Origin of the sequence: Aeromicrobium chenweiae (assembly GCF_003065605.1) — a bacterium.
GTDB lineage: Bacteria > Actinomycetota > Actinomycetes > Propionibacteriales > Nocardioidaceae > Aeromicrobium > Aeromicrobium chenweiae.
Genome location: NZ_CP026952.1, coordinates 2,314,648 through 2,330,361 on the forward strand (window position 1 = coordinate 2,314,648; position 15,714 = coordinate 2,330,361).

Here is a 15,714-nt window from a genome sequence, read left to right on the forward strand (position 1 = left end):
CCTGAGTTTGGGACGGGCTGGCGAGATACCCCCTGCGGCACAGGGCCAAACACGAGGGGGAGCGTTCCGCGCGTGCGGTCGGACTCCCTGTCTCGTAGTCTCGTGCCGCCACCGACCACAGGAGACCCATGTCCGGCACGTTCGTCCTCACCCTGTTGTTCCTCGTCGTCGCCCTCGGCCTCCTCGTCGCGAGCGGCGCAGTCCAGCCGACGGTGAAGCGCGCGCTGAGGCTGGCCGCGTTCGGCGCGTTCGCCCTGACCGCCATCTGCCTGGTGCTCTCGACGTTCACGGTCGTGCCGACGCGTGACATCGGCATCGTCACCAGCTTCGGCAAGCCGGTCGGCAACCTCGACAACGGCATCCACGCGAAGCTGCCGTGGGAGAAGGTCAAGACCCTCGACGGCGCGATCCAGACCGACTCGTACCTGGAGCGCAACAGCGACGGGTGCACGGAGATCCGCATCGGCAACGAGTCCACCGCCTGCGTCGACAACTCGATCCGCTGGCGGATCAAGCTCGAGGCCGGCGAGACGCTCTACCAGGACTACCGCGACATGGACAACATCCGACGCTCGTTGGTGACCCGGGAGCTGACCGCCGCGCTCAACGAGGTGCTGTCGGACTACAACCCGCTGAGCCAGATCCAGGACGACACCGAGAACCCCGCCGGGCCCAACCTCAACGAGTTCTCCCGTCAGGTGGCGGACAGGCTCCGGGCGCAGGTCGGCGACCAGATCGACGTCAAGAACGTCATCATCCCGTTGATCCACTTCGACAAGCCGACCCAGGGCAAGATCAACCTGTACCAGGCCGAGGTCGCGAACACCCGCATCGCGCAGCAGCGTGAGAAGACCGCGACGGCGCAGGCCCGGGCCAACGAGAAACTCAAGTCGTCGGTCAGCAACAACCCGAACGTCCTGGTCAGCCAGTGCCTCGACACCTTCAGCGAGATGGTGAAGGAGGGCCAGGCCATCCCGATCGGCTTCAGCTGCTGGCCGGGTGGCGCCGCGAGCTCGGTCGTCATCCCGCAGAAGTAGCGGTCAGTGGCACAGGCCCCACGAGGCGCGGGTGACCGCCCAGCCACCTGAGCGCGCACGGCTGACCTCGACCATCCAGACCGGGGCCGTCGGGTTGGTCATCGTCGCAAGACTCTTGTTGTCGGCGGGAAGCCGTTCCCAGCCGTCGTTCGGCACCGGCGGCGCATTCTCCGGGGACGTCGCCCCCCAGCTGCGGATCGCGTCAAGCGGGGTGCCCGCGCCCTTCTGACCCTTGGGCACCGGGACGGCCAGCGAGTCGCACGGCGGGATGTCGACGGGCGCGACGCTCGGAGGCTTGGAGCTGCGGGACGGCGTGGGTGCCGCGGCGGTCACGCTGGTCGTCGCCGTCGCCGTCGCCGTCGGCGCGTCCGACCGGTCGTCGTCCGACCCGGAGCACGCGGACACGGCCAGGACCAGCACCACCAGCGCCGTGCGTACCGTGAAGGAGCTCATGCTCAAGGATGTCCCACGAAGCCCCGACCTGTCTCTCCCCCGCCCCTTCCCGTCCCTCGAGTGGCGCACACCGTCCCGCGAGTGGCGCACACCGTCCCGCGAGTGGCGCAGAAATGGACGACACGCCGTCCCACTTCCTTCATCTTGCGCCAGTCGCGGATCGGGGGGTCAGGGCCTCTTGGGGACGACCCAAAGGTGGATGGCGCCCTCGACGGTGACGGTGCCGTCGGTCGTGACGGCCTTGACCCGCACCGGGACGTCGGGCGCCGCGGCCCAGTCGGCCTCGGTCGTCTCGGCGACGCAGGTCAGCGACGTCGTCGACTTCGCGAGGTACCGCACGTCCATCCCCTTGGGCAGCCAGCGCATGTCCGGCGGGCACGTCGCCTCGGCCAGCAGGCCCATCGCGGCCTCGAGGCCGTTGCAGGCAGCGATCGCGTGCACGGTCCCGATGTGGTTCTTGACCGACCGCCGCTTCGGGATGACGACCTGACCCAGGTGCGGCCGCATCTTCTCCACGCTCATGTGGATCGAGGCGAAGTACGGCGCCTTCTGCCCGTAGAGGACCGAGAAGAGCCGCTTGCCCTGCGGCAGGGCGGTGACCCGGCGGTACAGGTCGAGAGTCGATGACATGCCGTCATGTTACCGGCTGGTAACCGAATGTGTCAGCAGGAGCAGGAGGTCAGAGCGCCGCGGCGCGCACGGTGCAGACGTCGGGCAGGCCGGTGCGCACCTCGGCCCACGCGCCGCCCTCGTCGTTGCTGACCCAGAGTGCGCCGTGCCGGGTGCCCACGTAGAGGCCTGCCGGGTCGGCCGTGTCGGTGGCGAACGCGTCGCGCAGCACCACGGTCCACGCCTCCGGCGGGAGCCCCGGACCGGTCTCGTGCCAGGTCTCCCCCGCGTCGTCGGATCGCCACACCGCGGGCTTGCCATCGGGCGGGAACCGCTTGATGTCCGCGGTCAGCGGGAAGACGTAGATCGTGCCCGGCCGGTGCGGGTGCGCGACGATCGGGAAGCCGAAGTCGGCCGGGAGGCCGTCGGCGATCGAGGTCCACGAGCGCCCGGCGTCGTCGCTGCGGAAGACGCCGCCGTGGTTCTGGGCGTACATCCGGTCGGGATCACCGGCGTCGACCGCGACCTTGTGCACGCACTGGCCGAACTCGGGCTCCTCGCCGGGCAGGAAGTCGGTGCGGATCCCGCGGTTGTGCGGGGTCCAGGTCGCGCCGCCGTCCTCTGAGCGGTAGACACCACCGGTGGACATCGCCACCGTCACGACGTCCGGATCGGTCGGGTGCGGGACGATCGTGTGGATCGCCTGCCCGCCGTAGCCGGCCTCCCACTCGGGGCGGTGCGGGTGGTCCCACAGGCTGCGCACCAGCTCGAACGTGCGACCGCGGTCCGCCGAGCGGAACAGCGCCGAGGGCTGTGTGCCGGCCCAGACGACGTCCGGCTCGCTCGGCGACGGGCAGAGCTGCCAGACCCGTTCGACGCTCGCGCCGAGACCTTCGGGGAACCGGACGGGTGCCGGGTCGCCGAGGTCGAACGTCCGCCCGCCGTCGACCGACCGGTAGACCGCAGGTCCGAAGACGACGTGCGTCGAACCGACGAGCACGAGGGGGTCGTCCTCACGCGGGTCGATCGCGATTGCGTAGACCTCCTCCATCGGGAAGGCCGGCTCGTCCCACGCCCACGCCTCCCGGGCGGCGTCGGACCGACCGGTGAAGAGCCCCTTGCGGGTGCCGGCCAGCAAGATCGCCTCGGACATGAACATCACCTCCGTCATGTTCCTAACAGGAATAGTACGCTAGGAGCGTGCCCGCTTCCTTGTCAACGACCTCGTACGCCCTTCTCGGTCTGCTGGTGTTCGACCGCGCCACCTCCGAGGACGGCCTGACCGGCTACGAGCTCAAGCAGCGCGCCGATCGCACGCTGCGCTTCTACTGGGTCTCGCCCGCGATGAGCCAGATCTACACCGAGCTCGACCGCTTGCGACGTGAGGGATACGTCGAGGCGGTCGACGACACGTCGGGGCGGCGCACCACGCGGCGGTTCGTCATCACCGACAGCGGCCGCTCCGCGCTCACCACCTGGCTGCACACGTCCGAGCAGGACTTCCCCGTCCTCAAGCACCCGATCGCCCTGCGCCTGCTGATGGGCAGCCTCATGGGACCCGGCGAGGTGGCCTCGATGCTGGACGCGTACGAGGTGGCGCTGGCCGAGCGACGCCGCGAGCTCGAGACGGTGCGCGAGATGCTCGGCGACAACGAGGCGCTGGCGTTCCCGGCCCACGTGGCCGAGTGGGGACTGGCCTACTACGACTCCGAGCGCGAGATCGTCGACAAGCTCCGCACGAAGCTCTGACCGCTCACTCGAACAGCTCGCGCCGGGCTGTGCAGACGACCTCGGGGTGGCTGACCGACTCCGGGTGGATCCAGAGCCCCTGGACGAACCCGCACTTCTCCAGCACCCGGATCGACCGGCCGTTGCGGACGTCCGGGCTGGCGACGAACCGCGGGGCGTACGGGTAGTCACGACACAGCACCTCGGCGCAGAACGCCCGGATCATCCGCGTGCCGACGCCCTTGCCGACGAACATCGGGTCGCCGATCAGGTAGTCGAAGGCGATCGCGTCCGGGTCGTTGACCCGCACGGCGTAGTCGTCGTAGGCCACGACCGGGTAGTCCTGGACGTAGCCGATCGCCAGGCCCGCCAGCTCCACCACCCACTTGCGGGTCGCGCTCGTGCCGGCCAGCTCAGCGGCGTACAGGCGGCGGGCACCCTCGACCGAACGGGGCTCGTCGTCGAACCACGGCTTGGCGTGATCTGCGGCCATCCACCGCACGAGGTCGTCGAGGTCGGCGTCGACGAGCCGGCGGAAACCGAGGGCACCCATGCCTCAGCACCATAGTGTCCGGAGGCCGTCGGCGTCCGGACGTCATCCCACGTGCGCTTCGTGCGCCACGCTCGGGATGACGTCCCGGGGGTCACAGGCTGTCGAGAGGGGCGGGCTCGGCGCCCAGCTCCTGGCGCACGACGTCGAACGCGACCTGCGGCGAGTAGCCCTTGCGTGCGAGCAGCCCGGTCAGCCGGCGGACCTTGGTCGTCTCGTCGAGAGAGCTCATCGTGCGGAGCTTGGCCTGGACGAGACGGTGCGCCGCCTCGACCTCGGCCTCGGGGTCGAGCTCGCCCAGCGCCTCGCGGGCGATCTCCTCGTCGACACCCTTGCGCCGCAGCTCCATCGCGAGCACCCGCGAGGACAGGCCCTTGCTGCGCTGGCGCGACTGCACCCAGGACCGGGCGAACTCCGCGTCGTCGACCAGCCCGGCGTCCTCGAACTTGTCGAGGATCGCCCGGGCCACCTCGGCCGGCACCTGCTTCTTGGCAAGCGCCTGCTCGAGGTCGGCCCGGCTGCGCGCCGTGACGGCGAGCCGGTCGTAGACGATCTGCCGGGCCCGGGACATCTGCTCGGCGACGTCGTAGTCCCCCGTGTCGTCCTCGTCCGACGACATGGCGATCAGAACTCGGTGGCGGGCAGGTCCGGCTCCGCCGCGGCCGGCTTGTCGGCCTGCGGGCCGATGCCCTTGGCCTCCATGATCCGCTTCTCGAGCTCCTCGGCGAGGTCAGGGTTGTCCTTGAGGAACTGGCGGGACTTCTCCTTGCCCTGGCCGAGCTGATCGCCGTCGTAGGTGTACCAGGCGCCGGCCTTGCGGACCAGGCCGATGTCGACGCCCACGTCGATCAGGCTGCCCTCACGGCTGATGCCCTGGCCGTACATGATGTCGAACTCGGCCTGCTTGAACGGCGGGGCGAGCTTGTTCTTGACGACCTTGACGCGGGTGCGGTTGCCGACCATGTCGGTGCCGTCCTTGAGCGTCTCGATGCGACGCACGTCGAGGCGGACCGAGGCGTAGAACTTCAGCGCCTTGCCGCCCGTGGTGGTCTCGGGCGAGCCGAACATGACGCCGATCTTCTCGCGCAGCTGGTTGATGAAGATCGCGGTCGTGCCCGAGCCGTTGATGGCACCGGTCATCTTGCGCAGCGCCTGGCTCATGAGGCGGGCCTGGAGGCCGACGTGGCTGTCGCCCATCTCGCCGTCGATCTCGGCGCGGGGCACCAGGGCCGCCACGGAGTCGATCACGATGATGTCGAGCGCGCCGGAGCGGATCAGCATGTCGGCGATCTCGAGCGCCTGCTCGCCGCTGTCGGGCTGCGAGATCAGCAGGGCGTCGGTGTCGACCCCGAGCTTGCGGGCGTAGTCAGGGTCGAGCGCGTGCTCGGCGTCGATGAACGCCGCGACGCCGCCCGCGCGCTGCGCGTTGGCCACCGCGTGCAGCGCCACGGTCGTCTTTCCCGAGGACTCCGGACCGTAGATCTCCACCACGCGACCGCGCGGCAGACCGCCGATGCCCAGCGCGATGTCCAAGGTGGTGGCGCCGGTGGGGATGACCTCGATCGGCGCGCGGGCCTGGTCGCCCAGTCGCATGACGGCACCCTTGCCGTGGGCACGATCGATCTGAGCCATCGCGTTCTCGAGGGACTTGCCTTTGTCCTTGCTCGTCGCGAGGGAGCTGTTGGGCTGTGCCATGGTGGATCCGTTTCTGCTCGTGGGTGGCCGGTCATCGACGACGCTAGAAGGACCCTCAGACATATATGGGCCTCGTCGACCCGCCTGTGGATGCCGTCCTTCTCACGTCCAACCTGTGCACCCAGCGTATACGAACACGTGTTCGAGAGCGAGCGACACGCCGAGCCGTCAGAGGATGCCCGGCCGGGGCTCCATCCCGGCTGCCCGGTAGGTCGCGTCCACCAGGTCCATCGTGGCCACCGCGTCGTCGAGGCCGAGCGGTGCTGCCGCCCTCCCCCGCACCGCGGCGTCGAACGCCGTGAGCTGGCACGCGTACGACGACGGTCCCCTGACCCACTCCCGGCGCTCGACGGTGCCGGTCATGACCCGCAGGCGGTCGTCGAGCTGCGGCAGCACGAACGACGGCGCCTCGACCTGTCCGCGGGAGCCGATCAGGACGAGCCGCAGGAGCGTCTCCGGCGCGGCCATGTGGGTCAGCAGCGACGCGGTCGCGCCACCCGGCAGGTCCAGCTCGGCCTGTGCCCACTCGTCGACGCCGGGCCGGCCCGCACGTTCGCCCGCCCTCGCCGAGCGCATCACCGGTCGCCCGCCGAGCCAACCGGCCACCTGGCCGAACGCGTGCAGCCCGTAGCAACCGAGGTCCATCAGCGCTCCCCCGGCGAGCTCGAGCGACCAGCGTGGGTCGTCGTCCGCGGGTGCCGGGATCATCATCGTGACCTCGACGTGCCGCACGTCGCCGATCTCGCCGCTCAACGCGATGTCACGGATCCGGCGCATCATCGGGTGCATCGCGTAGTGGAAGGCCTCCATCACGACCCGGTCGGAGGCGCGGGCCGCGTCGGCCACGACCCGCGCCAGCGTGCCGTTCGCGGCGAACGGCTTCTCGCTCAGCACGTGCTTGCCGGCGCGGACGGCCCGCAGGTTCCACGGCGCGTGCTGGCTGTTGACCAACGCGTTGTAGACCACGTCGACCTCGGGGTCGGCGAGCACCTCGTCGTACGACCCGTACGCCCGCTGGACGCCGTGCCGGCTCGCGAACGCCCGGGCGCGGTCCAGGTCGCGCGACCCCACCGCCACGACGCGGTGCCCGGTCTGCGCGGCCGGCTCGATCAGGGCGGTCCCGGCGATGCGGGCGGCACCGAGGACCCCGATGCGCAGCGTCACTCCGGCGCCCGGGACGTGCTGGCGCGGACGATCAGCTCCACCGGAAGGACGAGCCGCTCGGGTGCCGGGTCGCCGGCGTCCACGTGCCGCAGCAGCATCTCGGCCATGCCCCGGCCGAGCTCGATCAGCGGCTGGCGCACCGTGGACAGCGGCGGGTCGGACGTCTCGGCCGCGGTGGTGCCGTCGAAGCCGATGACGCCGACGTCCTGCGGCACGCGTCGACCGTGCGAGCGCAGCGACCTCATCGCCCCCATCGCCATCAGGTCGCTAGCCGCGAACACGCCGTCGATGTCGGGGCGGCGGGCCAGCAGCTCCTCCATGCCGGCCCAGCCGCTCTGCTCGCTGAAGTCGCCCTCGACCACGAGCTGCTCGTCGTACGCCAGGCCGGCCGCCCGGATCGCGGCCGTGTAGCCGTCGAGGCGGTCACGCCCCGAGGCCATCGCCCGCGGGCCGGAGATCGTCGCGATCGTGCGTCGCCCGGTGTCGGCCAGGTGCGCGACGGCCTCCCGGGCGCCGTCGACGTTGTCGACGTCCACGAACGAGCCGCCCCACTGCGCGGCCCGGCCACCGACGACGACCGGCAGACCGCGGGCGTCGAGGTCGACCGGGAACGCCTCGTCGTCGTGCAGGGACAGCAGCAGGACGCCGTCGACGTGCTGCCGCGTCAGGTAGCCGCCGAGCCGCGCGGCCTGGTCGGTGTCGTGCACGAGGGAGAGCACGAGCTGCCGGGACGCCTCGTTGAGCGCCGACGAGATCCCGCGCACCACACCGGCGAAGAACGGCTCGCCGAAGATGCGTTCCTCGGACTCCGCGATGACCAGCGCGACGGTGTCGGTGCGCCGGGTCACGAGGGTCCGCGCGGCCTGGTTGGGGACGTAGCCGAGCTCCTGGACGGCCTGCATGACCACCTCGCGGGTGCGCTCGCTGACCTGCGGCGAGCCGTTGATGACCCGCGACGCGGTGCCGCGCCCGACGCCCGCGAGCGCCGCCACCATCTCGAGGGTCGGCTGCTGCCCGCGCGCCTCCTCCACGCTCATGCCGCCATCTCCATCGGGTTCACGAGCCCAGTATCCCGGCGCCGTGCTGCCGGATGAGATCGGCGTACCAGCGAGCACTGTCCTTCGGCGTCCGCACCTGCGTCTCGTAGTCCACGTGCACGATGCCGAACCGCTTGTCGTACCCCTCGGCCCACTCGAAGTTGTCCATGAGCGACCACGCGAAGTACCCCCGGACGTCCACTCCTTGCTCGCGCACCGCGACCAGCGACGCGAGGTGGCTCTCGATGTACGCGATGCGGTCCGCGTCGCGCACGACGCCGTCGACGAGCTCGTCGTCGAACGCCGCCCCGTTCTCGGTCAGGTAGACCGGGATCGCCGGGTAGTCCCGCTGCACCTGGCTCAGGATGTCCACGAGACCTGCCGGGTCCACGTCCCACCCGGTCGCGGTCCGCGGCAGGCCGTTCTCGAGCTGGAAGCGCACCGCGGCGCTGCCCGGCCACAGCCCCGCGCCGACGACGTGTCGGGTGTAGTAGTTGACGCCGAGGAAGTCCAGCGGCTGCGCGATGGTCCCGGTGTCGCCCTCGAGGATGAACTCCGCGTCGGTGACCGGCGCGAGGTCCGCGAGGACGTCCTTGGGGTAGCTGCCCTTGAGCAGCGGGTCGAGGAACCAGCGGTTCATCAGCCCGTCGATGCGGCGGACAGCGTCGTCGTGCCGTCCCGAGTCGTCCACGGGGGTCACCGGGTAGAGGTTGACCGTGACGCCGACCTGCGCGTCCGGCACGATCTCGCGCAGACGCTGCACCGCGAGGCCATGGCCCAGGAGGAGGTGGTGGGACGCGGCGACAGCCTCGGCCGGGTCCGTGCGGCCCGGGGCGTGGATGCCGCTGGCGTAGCCGAGGAACGCGGCGCACCAGGGCTCGTTGAGCGTGATCCAGTGCTTGACCCGGTCACCGAGCGCCTCGGCGACGATCGCGGTGTAGTCCGCGAACCGGTCGGCCGTCTCGCGCAGCGGCCATCCCCCGGCCTGCTCCAGGGCTTCCGGCAGGTCCCAGTGGTAGAGCGTGACCCACGGGACGATCCCGCGCTCGAGCAGCCCGTCCACCAGCCGGTCGTAGAAGGCGATGCCCGGGGCGTTGCCGGTGCCGGAGCCGTCGGGCTGGACCCGCGGCCACGCGACGGAGAACCGGTAGGCGTTGAGCCCGAGCCCGGTCATCAGGTCCAGGTCCTCGCGCCAGCGGTGGTAGTGGTCGATCGCGACCGCACCGTCGTCGCCGCCCGCGACCCGACCCGGGGTCGCGGCGAAGGTGTCCCAGATCGACGGCGTCCGTCCGTCCTCATCCACCGCGCCCTCGATCTGGTACGACGAGGTCGCCGCGCCCCAGCAGAAGTCCGCGGGAAGTCCCGAGATGTCGAGTGTCATGCCTTGAGCCCACCTTCCATGATGCCGCCGATGATCTGGCGACCGAAAACGATGAAGACCACCACGAGCGGCAGGGTGCCGATGAACGTGCCGGCCATGATGAGTGACTGGTCGGAGTAGTAGCCGCTCGACAACCGGGACAGCGCGACCTGCACCGTGGGATGGTCGGCGTCGAGCGTCAGGTAGGGCCACAGGAAGTCGTTCCAGCGCTCCATGAACGTCAGGAGCCCCAGGACGGCTGCGGCGGGTCGCAGGGCCGGGAAGACGATGCTGAAGAAGATGCGGAACGTCGAGGCGCCGTCGACCCGCGCGGCCTCGATCATCTCGTCGGGGATCGCCTGCTCGGCGAACTGACGCATCATGAACACGCCGAACCCGGCCACGACGAACGGCAGCGTCACCGACGGCAGTCCGCCGCTGAGCCCCAGCTTGGTCATCAGCATGTAGAGCGGGATCAGTCCCAGCTGGACCGGCACCATCATCGTGCCGATCACGAACAGCAGCAGCGCGTTGCGGCCCTTGAACTTCAGCTTGGCGAACGCGAAGCCGGCCAGCGACGAGCTGACCACGACGCACACCGTCGCGACCGTCGCGACCAGCAGGCTGTTGACCAGCGCCTGGCCGAACAGCACGTCGGGGTTCTCGAAGACCCGGTCGAGGTTGCCGAACAGGTTGCCGCCGAGGCTCAGCGGCGGCGGCAGCGAGACGATCTCGTCGGTGGTCCGCGACGCCATCACGAGCATGAAGTACAGCGGTCCGATCGACAGCAGCACGACCGCCACGAGGCCGACGTACAGCAGGGGGCTCTTGGTCGTCCTCATGTCAGTCCACCGACTTGATCCGGCGCAGCAGCGCCACGTTGATCACCGCGAAGATCGCGATGAGGAGGAACAGGACCCACGCGACCGTGGAGGCGTACCCGAACCGCTGGCCGGTGAAGGCCTGCTGCACGAGGTACATCGCGACGGTCTGGAACTGGCCGGTCGAGCCGCCCGCGATCGCGTTGACACCCGAGCCGAACAGCAGCGGTTCGGTGAACAGCTGGACGCCGCCGATCGTCGCGACGATCGAGACGAAGATGATCGTGGGGCGCAGCATCGGCACCGTGATCGACCAGAACTGTCGCCAGGCGGACGCGCCGTCGATGCGGGCCGCCTCGTAGAGCTCCTTCGGCACCGCCTGCAGCGACGCGAGCAGGATGAGGGCGTTGTAGCCGGTCCAGCGCCAGTCGACCATGACCGAGATGGCCAGCCAGGACGACCAGCGGTGTCCCTGCCAGTCGATCGGCTCGACGCCGACGTGCCCGAGGGCCCAGTTCACGATGCCGTAGTCGCGGGCGAAGATGAGGCCGAAGATGATGCCGACCGCGGCGACCGAGGTGACGTTCGGCAGCAGCACTCCCATGCGCCAGAACGTCCGGCCGCGGAGCTTGCCGTTGAGCACCTGCGCGAGCACCGTGGCCAGGATCAGCTGCGGGACCGTGGCCAGCACGAAGATGCCGATCGTGTTGGTCAGTGCCCGCCAGAAGTCCGGGTCCTGCATCAGCTCCCGGTAGTTGGCGAACCCCACGTAGCCCTGGTCGCCGGCGAGCAGGCTCCAGTCGTGCAGGGAGACCCACAGCGTGTAGAGCAGCGGGAACAGCCCGAAGATCGCAAAGACGATGAAGAACGGGGAAACGAAGGCGTACGGGGCGACGCGGGCCTCGGTCTTGATGAACCGATCGCGGATCCTCACCTGATCACTCCTGGTCGGTCCGGTGCCTGCACCCGCTGGAGGACGAGTGCAGGCACCGGGGCACTGTGATGGGACGGATGGATTACTTGGCGGCCTTCTGGGCGGCCTTCACGGCTTCCCCCCATCCGTCGGACGCGGACCGCTGACCGTTCTCGACGCTGCGGAGGACGTTCTCGAACGCGTCGCGGACGGGGACGTTCTTCGCGCCGAGGTAGACCGGCTGCAGGTTCTTGGCACCGGCCACGAACAGCTGGCCCGTCGGGGCGTTGTTGAAGTAGTCGTTCTTGGCGTCCTTCAGCTCAGGCGTGTCGTAGAGCGCCGGGAGCGACGGCAGCCGTCCCTCGGACTTGAACGCGCCGAGCTGTCCGGTCTTGCTCGAGAGGAACTTGATCAGCTCGATCGCCTCCTTCTGGTGCTTGCTCGACTTCGGCACCGACAGCCACGAGCCACCCCAGCTGCCACCGCCGCCGGGCACGGTCGCGATGTCCCACTTGCCGGCGAAGCCGTCGCCGGCCTGGCCCTTGATGTAGCCGGTCATCCACGCGGGGCAGGCCACGGTCGCGAACGAGCCGTTCTTGAAGCCGGCGTTCCACTCGTCGGAGAAGGCCACGAGCTTGGCCGTGAGCTTGGCCTCGATCATGTCGTTGGCCAGGCCCCAGGCGTTCATGACGGCCGGGTTGGACTCGACGACCAGCTTGTTGTCGCGGTCGAAGTAGGTCTCGTCGCCGCCCTGCATGAGGATCGAGTTGTACGTGTTGGTGGCTGCGTCGACGAAGTGGATCTTGTCGTCACCGATGCCGGCCTGGAACTTCTCGCCGGTCGCGATGAAGTCCTCCCACGTGGGCCACAGCTTGGCGACCTCCTCGCGGTCGGTCGGCAGGCCCGCCTTCTCGAACAGGTCGCGCCGGTAGCACATGGCCAGGCCGCCGACGTCCGTCCCGAGGCCGATCGTCGTCTTGCCGTCGGCCGTGGTCGCCGCGCTGGCGACGAACGGCAGGTAGTCGTCCTTGATCTCGGCGAAGCCGTGCTCCTGCAGGTTGACGAACTTGTCGGCGCTCTGCAGGAAGTTGACCGTCTGGCCCTCCTCGATCGCGACCACGTCTCCGGCGGCCGCGTTGGCCGCGATCTGCTGGCTGAGCTTGGTGTTGTACTTGCCGAGGTCGCCCTCCGCGCTCTCCACGATCTTGACCCCGGGGTGCTCGGACTCGTACTGCTTGTAGAGGTCCTTGTATCCGAACTGGCCGAACAGGTTGACCCGCAAGGTGACCGATCCGCCGGACCCGTCATCACTCGATCCTCCACAGCCGGCTGCGAGCACTCCCACCACGAGGGATGAGACCGCAGCGGCGGCGATGCGCTTTGTGCGATTCACGTCGTACCTTCCTCCGACTCCCCCGGTGGGAGCGCTTCCATCGGAGTATGAGCCAGGTCACATCGGCTCGTCAACACTTTTTTGGGAGCGTTCCCAAATTTGTTGTTCGAAGTCACTAATGGTCTCGACACGGCTCGATCGGGGCCGTACGGTGTGACCACCATCACCTGGATCGTCCGGCACGTACCTGCCGGTGAAGGGACGCTCACCCATGTCAACCGTCACGTTCGACCGCGCCACCCGGATCTACCCCGGGCAGGAGGTCCCCGCCGTCGACCAGCTCGAGCTGGAGATCCAGGACGGTGAGTTCCTCGTCCTGGTCGGCCCGTCCGGCTGCGGCAAGTCCACGTCCCTGCGGATGCTTGCCGGGCTCGAGGAGGTCGACGACGGCCGCATCCTCATCGGCGACGAGGACGTCACCGCCCTGCCGCCGAAGGCGCGCGACATCGCGATGGTGTTCCAGAACTACGCCCTCTACCCGCACATGAGCGTCGCGGAGAACATGGGCTTCGCCCTCAAGATCGCCGGCACGCCCAAGAGCGAGATCGCGGCCCGGGTCAGGGAGGCGGCCGTCCTGCTCGACATCGAGCCGTTCCTCCAGCGCAAGCCCAAGGCCCTGTCCGGCGGTCAGCGCCAGCGGGTCGCGATGGGACGCGCGATCGTGCGCCAGCCGCGGGTCTTCCTCATGGACGAGCCGTTGTCCAACCTGGACGCGAAGTTGCGCGTCCAGACCCGGACCCAGATCGCGCAGCTGCAGCGCCGGCTCAACGCGACCACCGTCTACGTCACCCACGACCAGGTCGAGGCCATGACGATGGGCGACCGCGTGGCGGTGCTCAAGGACGGGGTCCTGCAGCAGTGCGCCGCGCCCCGCGAGATGTACGACCGGCCCGCGAACCTGTTCGTCGCCGGCTTCCTGGGCTCCCCCGGCATGAACCTGATGGAGCTACCGGTCCTGGACGGCGGCGTCCAGTTCGGCGACCGGGTCGTGCGGGTCGCCCGGGACACCCTCGCGGACGCCAACGCACCGACCGTGACCCTCGGCGTACGCCCCGAGAACCTCGCGATCGGTGACGCCGGGCTCAAGCTGGAGGTCGACGTGGTCGAGGAGCTCGGCGCGGACGCGTACGTCTACGGACGCACCGACGTCGGCGGCAGCCAGCAGACCATCGTGGCCCGCGTCGACTGGCGCAACCCGCCGGCCAAGGGCGAGACGGTCAACGTCGCACCGGTGGACGACACATCGATCCACGTGTTCGAGACCGCGACGGGACGCCGGATCAGCTAGCGCTCGGAGGCGGGCAGGTTGCGGGTCGCGTGGACGGCCCGCCAGACCGTCTTGGGGTCCTCCCCCGCCTCGAGGGCCTCGGTCACGGTGCGCCCACCAAGGATGCTCATGACGTGGCTCTCGGCCCAGACGCGGGAGTAGCCTGCGCCCAGGTGCCGGTCCATGCGGTCCCAGAACTCGCTGTGCCTCATCGGTCGTGCTCGGTGTCAGGCAAGCTCAGGCGGCCGATACCGAGACGTCGCCGGGCGAGATCGACGAGATGCTGGCGATCTGGTCGACCGACGCCTCCTCGATCTCGAGCATCGCGCTGACGTCCATCAGGACCTTGGACAGCGGCACGTCGAGGGCGGCGGCCAGGGCCGCGAGCAGCTCGGAGCTGGCTTCCTTCTGGCCCCGCTCGACCTCGGAGATGTAGCCCAGGCTGACCCGGGCCTTGCCCGAGACGTCACGCAGCGTGAGGCCCTGGGCCATGCGGCGAGCGCGGAGCACCTCACCGACGAGCTGACGCATCGCGGTCATCGGGCACCTCCGTCAATTGCTGTCATGAAAGTCTCAACCCCGATCGGACCGGGATTCTTCCCCCAGCCTAGCGACCAGCAACGACAACAGCGCATCGACCGTCCCCGTGCGGATCGATTCGCGGTCGCCGTGCAGCTCCAGCAGGGCTGTCTCGACGCCGCGCGGCCCGGCCACGGCCACGTGCACGGTCCCGGCGGGCTTGCCCTCGTTCGGGCCCGGTCCGGCGACGCCGGTGGTGGACAGCCCGTACGTCGCACCGAGCCGTTCGCGGACGCCCTGCGCCATGCTCGAGGCGACGCCTGCGTCGACGGTGCCGACGCGGTCGATCAGGTCGGCATCGACGCCGAGCAGCTCGGTCTTCAGGTCAGCCGCGTACGCCACGACTCCCCCGCGGACGACGGCGGAGGCGCCGGGGACGGTCACGAGCGTCGCGCACACCAGGCCGCCGGTCAGCGACTCGGCGGTGGCCACCGTGGCTCCCGCGGCCCGCAGGCCATCGATCGCCTCGGCCGCGACGCTCACGCCTTCGCCGACGCCTTCGCCGCGCGGCGCAGCGCGATCGCGTCGCGCACGTACTGGACGCCGGTGGACAGCGTGATCGCGACCGCGCCGGCCATGAGCAGGTGGGTGATCCACCGCAGGATGTCGCAGGGGACGTTGTCCCACAGCTCGAACGGCAGGATGTACCCGCCGAGCGCGAACGCCTGCAGGGCGGTCTTGATCTTGCCGCCCTGACCAGCGGGCATGACGCCGTACTTCTTCACCACGAAGCGCATCGCGGTGATGCCCCACTCGCGCACCAGGACCACGATCGTGACGGTCCAGAACAGCCAGTTGTCATAGATGATCGCCAGGCCGACGAAGGCCATGCCGGTCAGCGCCTTGTCGGCGATCGGGTCGGCCAGCTTGCCGAAGTCTGTGACCAGGTCGTACCGCCGGGCGAGGTCGCCGTCGATGCGGTCGGTGATCATCAGCAGGGCGAACGCGACCCACGCGGCGACCCGCAGGCCGATCGACTGACCGTCGTCGGCGAGGAGGAGCCAGCCGAAGAAGGGCACGCCCACGATCCGTACGACCGTGAGGACGTTCGCGATGTTGAGGTTGCTCGGCGGGGTGGCCGTGTTCATGGGTCCCTCTCGGTGGGGGC

Annotated in this window: 19 protein-coding genes; 3 read left to right on the top strand and 16 right to left on the bottom strand. The window is 69.6% G+C overall.

Features of this window, described 5'->3' with window-relative positions:
• Positions 1-128 precede the first annotated feature (128 nt).
• Positions 129-1,037 (top strand): SPFH domain-containing protein, encoded by a 909-nt coding sequence (locus C3E78_RS11155; RefSeq protein ID WP_108578367.1) that lies wholly within the window; start codon positions 129-131, stop codon positions 1,035-1,037.
• A 3-nt stretch (positions 1,038-1,040) separates the two neighbouring features.
• Here the strand turns inward: C3E78_RS11155 and C3E78_RS11160 are convergent, their stop codons facing one another.
• From C3E78_RS11160 to C3E78_RS11170, 3 genes are all read right to left on the bottom strand, one after another.
• Positions 1,041-1,490 carry a hypothetical protein gene (locus C3E78_RS11160; RefSeq protein WP_108578369.1) on the bottom strand — a complete coding sequence of 150 codons (450 nt, stop codon included), beginning with the start codon at positions 1,488-1,490 and terminating at the stop codon, positions 1,041-1,043.
• A gap of 168 nt (positions 1,491-1,658) precedes the next feature.
• On the bottom strand, positions 1,659-2,120 hold the full coding sequence (locus C3E78_RS11165) for a hotdog fold domain-containing protein (protein WP_108578371.1): 462 nt from the start codon (positions 2,118-2,120) through the stop codon (positions 1,659-1,661).
• A gap of 49 nt (positions 2,121-2,169) precedes the next feature.
• Positions 2,170-3,252, bottom strand: a complete 1,083-nt coding sequence (locus C3E78_RS11170; protein ID WP_108580858.1) for a WD40/YVTN/BNR-like repeat-containing protein — start codon at positions 3,250-3,252, stop codon at positions 2,170-2,172.
• 47 nt (positions 3,253-3,299) lie between these two features.
• On the opposite strand from C3E78_RS11170, the gene C3E78_RS11175 reads away from it, so the two are divergent.
• Positions 3,300-3,848, top strand: a complete 549-nt coding sequence (locus C3E78_RS11175) for a PadR family transcriptional regulator (protein ID WP_108578374.1) — start codon at positions 3,300-3,302, stop codon at positions 3,846-3,848.
• A 4-nt stretch (positions 3,849-3,852) separates the two neighbouring features.
• Here C3E78_RS11175 and C3E78_RS11180 read toward each other — a convergent pair whose 3' ends face one another.
• From C3E78_RS11180 to C3E78_RS11220, 9 genes are all read right to left on the bottom strand, one after another.
• Positions 3,853-4,380, bottom strand: a complete 528-nt coding sequence (locus C3E78_RS11180) for a GNAT family N-acetyltransferase (RefSeq protein ID WP_108578376.1) — start codon at positions 4,378-4,380, stop codon at positions 3,853-3,855.
• Positions 4,381-4,471: 91 nt separating this feature from the next.
• On the bottom strand, positions 4,472-4,996 hold the full coding sequence (locus C3E78_RS11185; protein ID WP_235833603.1) for a regulatory protein RecX: 525 nt from the start codon (positions 4,994-4,996) through the stop codon (positions 4,472-4,474).
• A gap of 5 nt (positions 4,997-5,001) precedes the next feature.
• Entirely contained in the window at positions 5,002-6,009 is a 1,008-nt protein-coding gene (recA, locus tag C3E78_RS11190) for a recombinase RecA (RefSeq protein ID WP_438938496.1), read from the bottom strand.
• A 231-nt stretch (positions 6,010-6,240) separates the two neighbouring features.
• On the bottom strand, positions 6,241-7,236 hold the full coding sequence (locus C3E78_RS11195; RefSeq protein WP_108578380.1) for a Gfo/Idh/MocA family protein: 996 nt from the start codon (positions 7,234-7,236) through the stop codon (positions 6,241-6,243).
• The gene (locus C3E78_RS11200; protein ID WP_199906804.1) at positions 7,233-8,273 is read right to left on the bottom strand and encodes a LacI family DNA-binding transcriptional regulator; all 1,041 of its coding nucleotides are present in this window, start codon (positions 8,271-8,273) and stop codon (positions 7,233-7,235) included. The genes C3E78_RS11195 and C3E78_RS11200 overlap by 4 nt, the downstream gene beginning before the upstream one ends.
• 19 nt (positions 8,274-8,292) lie before the next feature.
• A complete protein-coding gene (locus C3E78_RS11205; protein WP_108578382.1) occupies positions 8,293-9,654 on the bottom strand; it encodes a GH1 family beta-glucosidase in 1,362 nt (453 codons plus the stop codon).
• Entirely contained in the window at positions 9,651-10,475 is an 825-nt protein-coding gene (locus C3E78_RS11210) for a carbohydrate ABC transporter permease (protein WP_108578384.1), read from the bottom strand. The genes C3E78_RS11205 and C3E78_RS11210 overlap by 4 nt, the downstream gene beginning before the upstream one ends.
• A gap of 1 nt (position 10,476) precedes the next feature.
• Positions 10,477-11,388, bottom strand: a complete 912-nt coding sequence (locus C3E78_RS11215) for a carbohydrate ABC transporter permease (RefSeq protein WP_108578386.1) — start codon at positions 11,386-11,388, stop codon at positions 10,477-10,479.
• Between the two features lie 82 nt (positions 11,389-11,470).
• Complete coding sequence (locus C3E78_RS11220) at positions 11,471-12,760, bottom strand: ABC transporter substrate-binding protein (protein ID WP_108578387.1); 1,290 nt, start codon at positions 12,758-12,760, stop codon at positions 11,471-11,473.
• A gap of 211 nt (positions 12,761-12,971) precedes the next feature.
• Between C3E78_RS11220 and C3E78_RS11225 the strand changes: the two genes are divergently transcribed.
• A complete protein-coding gene (locus C3E78_RS11225) occupies positions 12,972-14,048 on the top strand; it encodes an ABC transporter ATP-binding protein (protein WP_108578389.1) in 1,077 nt (358 codons plus the stop codon).
• On the opposite strand, the gene C3E78_RS11230 is transcribed toward C3E78_RS11225, so the two are convergent.
• From C3E78_RS11230 to C3E78_RS11245, 4 genes are read right to left on the bottom strand one after another with little or no spacing between them, the layout of a single operon-like run.
• On the bottom strand, positions 14,045-14,239 hold the full coding sequence (locus C3E78_RS11230; RefSeq protein WP_108578391.1) for a DUF3046 domain-containing protein: 195 nt from the start codon (positions 14,237-14,239) through the stop codon (positions 14,045-14,047). The genes C3E78_RS11225 and C3E78_RS11230 overlap by 4 nt on opposite strands.
• 25 nt (positions 14,240-14,264) lie before the next feature.
• Positions 14,265-14,567, bottom strand: a complete 303-nt coding sequence (locus C3E78_RS11235) for a helix-turn-helix domain-containing protein (protein ID WP_108578393.1) — start codon at positions 14,565-14,567, stop codon at positions 14,265-14,267.
• 33 nt (positions 14,568-14,600) lie between these two features.
• Positions 14,601-15,089 (bottom strand): CinA family protein, encoded by a 489-nt coding sequence (locus C3E78_RS11240; protein WP_108578395.1) that lies wholly within the window; start codon positions 15,087-15,089, stop codon positions 14,601-14,603.
• Positions 15,086-15,694, bottom strand: a complete 609-nt coding sequence (locus C3E78_RS11245; protein WP_108578397.1) for a CDP-alcohol phosphatidyltransferase family protein — start codon at positions 15,692-15,694, stop codon at positions 15,086-15,088. Before C3E78_RS11245 ends, C3E78_RS11240 begins: the two co-directional genes overlap by 4 nt.
• Positions 15,695-15,714 lie beyond the last annotated feature (20 nt).

Coding starts and splice junctions, on each gene's coding strand:
- C3E78_RS11155 (WP_108578367.1), top strand. CDS start 129: ATGTCCGGCACGTTCGTCCTCACCCTGTTGTTCCTCGTCGTCGCCCTC.
- C3E78_RS11160 (WP_108578369.1), bottom strand. CDS start 1,490: ATGAGCTCCTTCACGGTACGCACGGCGCTGGTGGTGCTGGTCCTGGCC.
- C3E78_RS11165 (WP_108578371.1), bottom strand. CDS start 2,120: ATGTCATCGACTCTCGACCTGTACCGCCGGGTCACCGCCCTGCCGCAG.
- C3E78_RS11170 (WP_108580858.1), bottom strand. CDS start 3,252: ATGTCCGAGGCGATCTTGCTGGCCGGCACCCGCAAGGGGCTCTTCACC.
- C3E78_RS11180 (WP_108578376.1), bottom strand. CDS start 4,380: ATGGGTGCCCTCGGTTTCCGCCGGCTCGTCGACGCCGACCTCGACGAC.
- C3E78_RS11185 (WP_235833603.1), bottom strand. CDS start 4,996: ATGTCGTCGGACGAGGACGACACGGGGGACTACGACGTCGCCGAGCAG.
- recA (WP_438938496.1), bottom strand. CDS start 6,009: ATGGCTCAGATCGATCGTGCCCACGGCAAGGGTGCCGTCATGCGACTG.
- C3E78_RS11200 (WP_199906804.1), bottom strand. CDS start 8,273: ATGAGCGTGGAGGAGGCGCGCGGGCAGCAGCCGACCCTCGAGATGGTG.
- C3E78_RS11205 (WP_108578382.1), bottom strand. CDS start 9,654: ATGACACTCGACATCTCGGGACTTCCCGCGGACTTCTGCTGGGGCGCG.
- C3E78_RS11210 (WP_108578384.1), bottom strand. CDS start 10,475: ATGAGGACGACCAAGAGCCCCCTGCTGTACGTCGGCCTCGTGGCGGTC.
- C3E78_RS11225 (WP_108578389.1), top strand. CDS start 12,972: ATGTCAACCGTCACGTTCGACCGCGCCACCCGGATCTACCCCGGGCAG.
- C3E78_RS11230 (WP_108578391.1), bottom strand. CDS start 14,239: ATGAGGCACAGCGAGTTCTGGGACCGCATGGACCGGCACCTGGGCGCA.
- C3E78_RS11235 (WP_108578393.1), bottom strand. CDS start 14,567: ATGACCGCGATGCGTCAGCTCGTCGGTGAGGTGCTCCGCGCTCGCCGC.
- C3E78_RS11245 (WP_108578397.1), bottom strand. CDS start 15,694: ATGAACACGGCCACCCCGCCGAGCAACCTCAACATCGCGAACGTCCTC.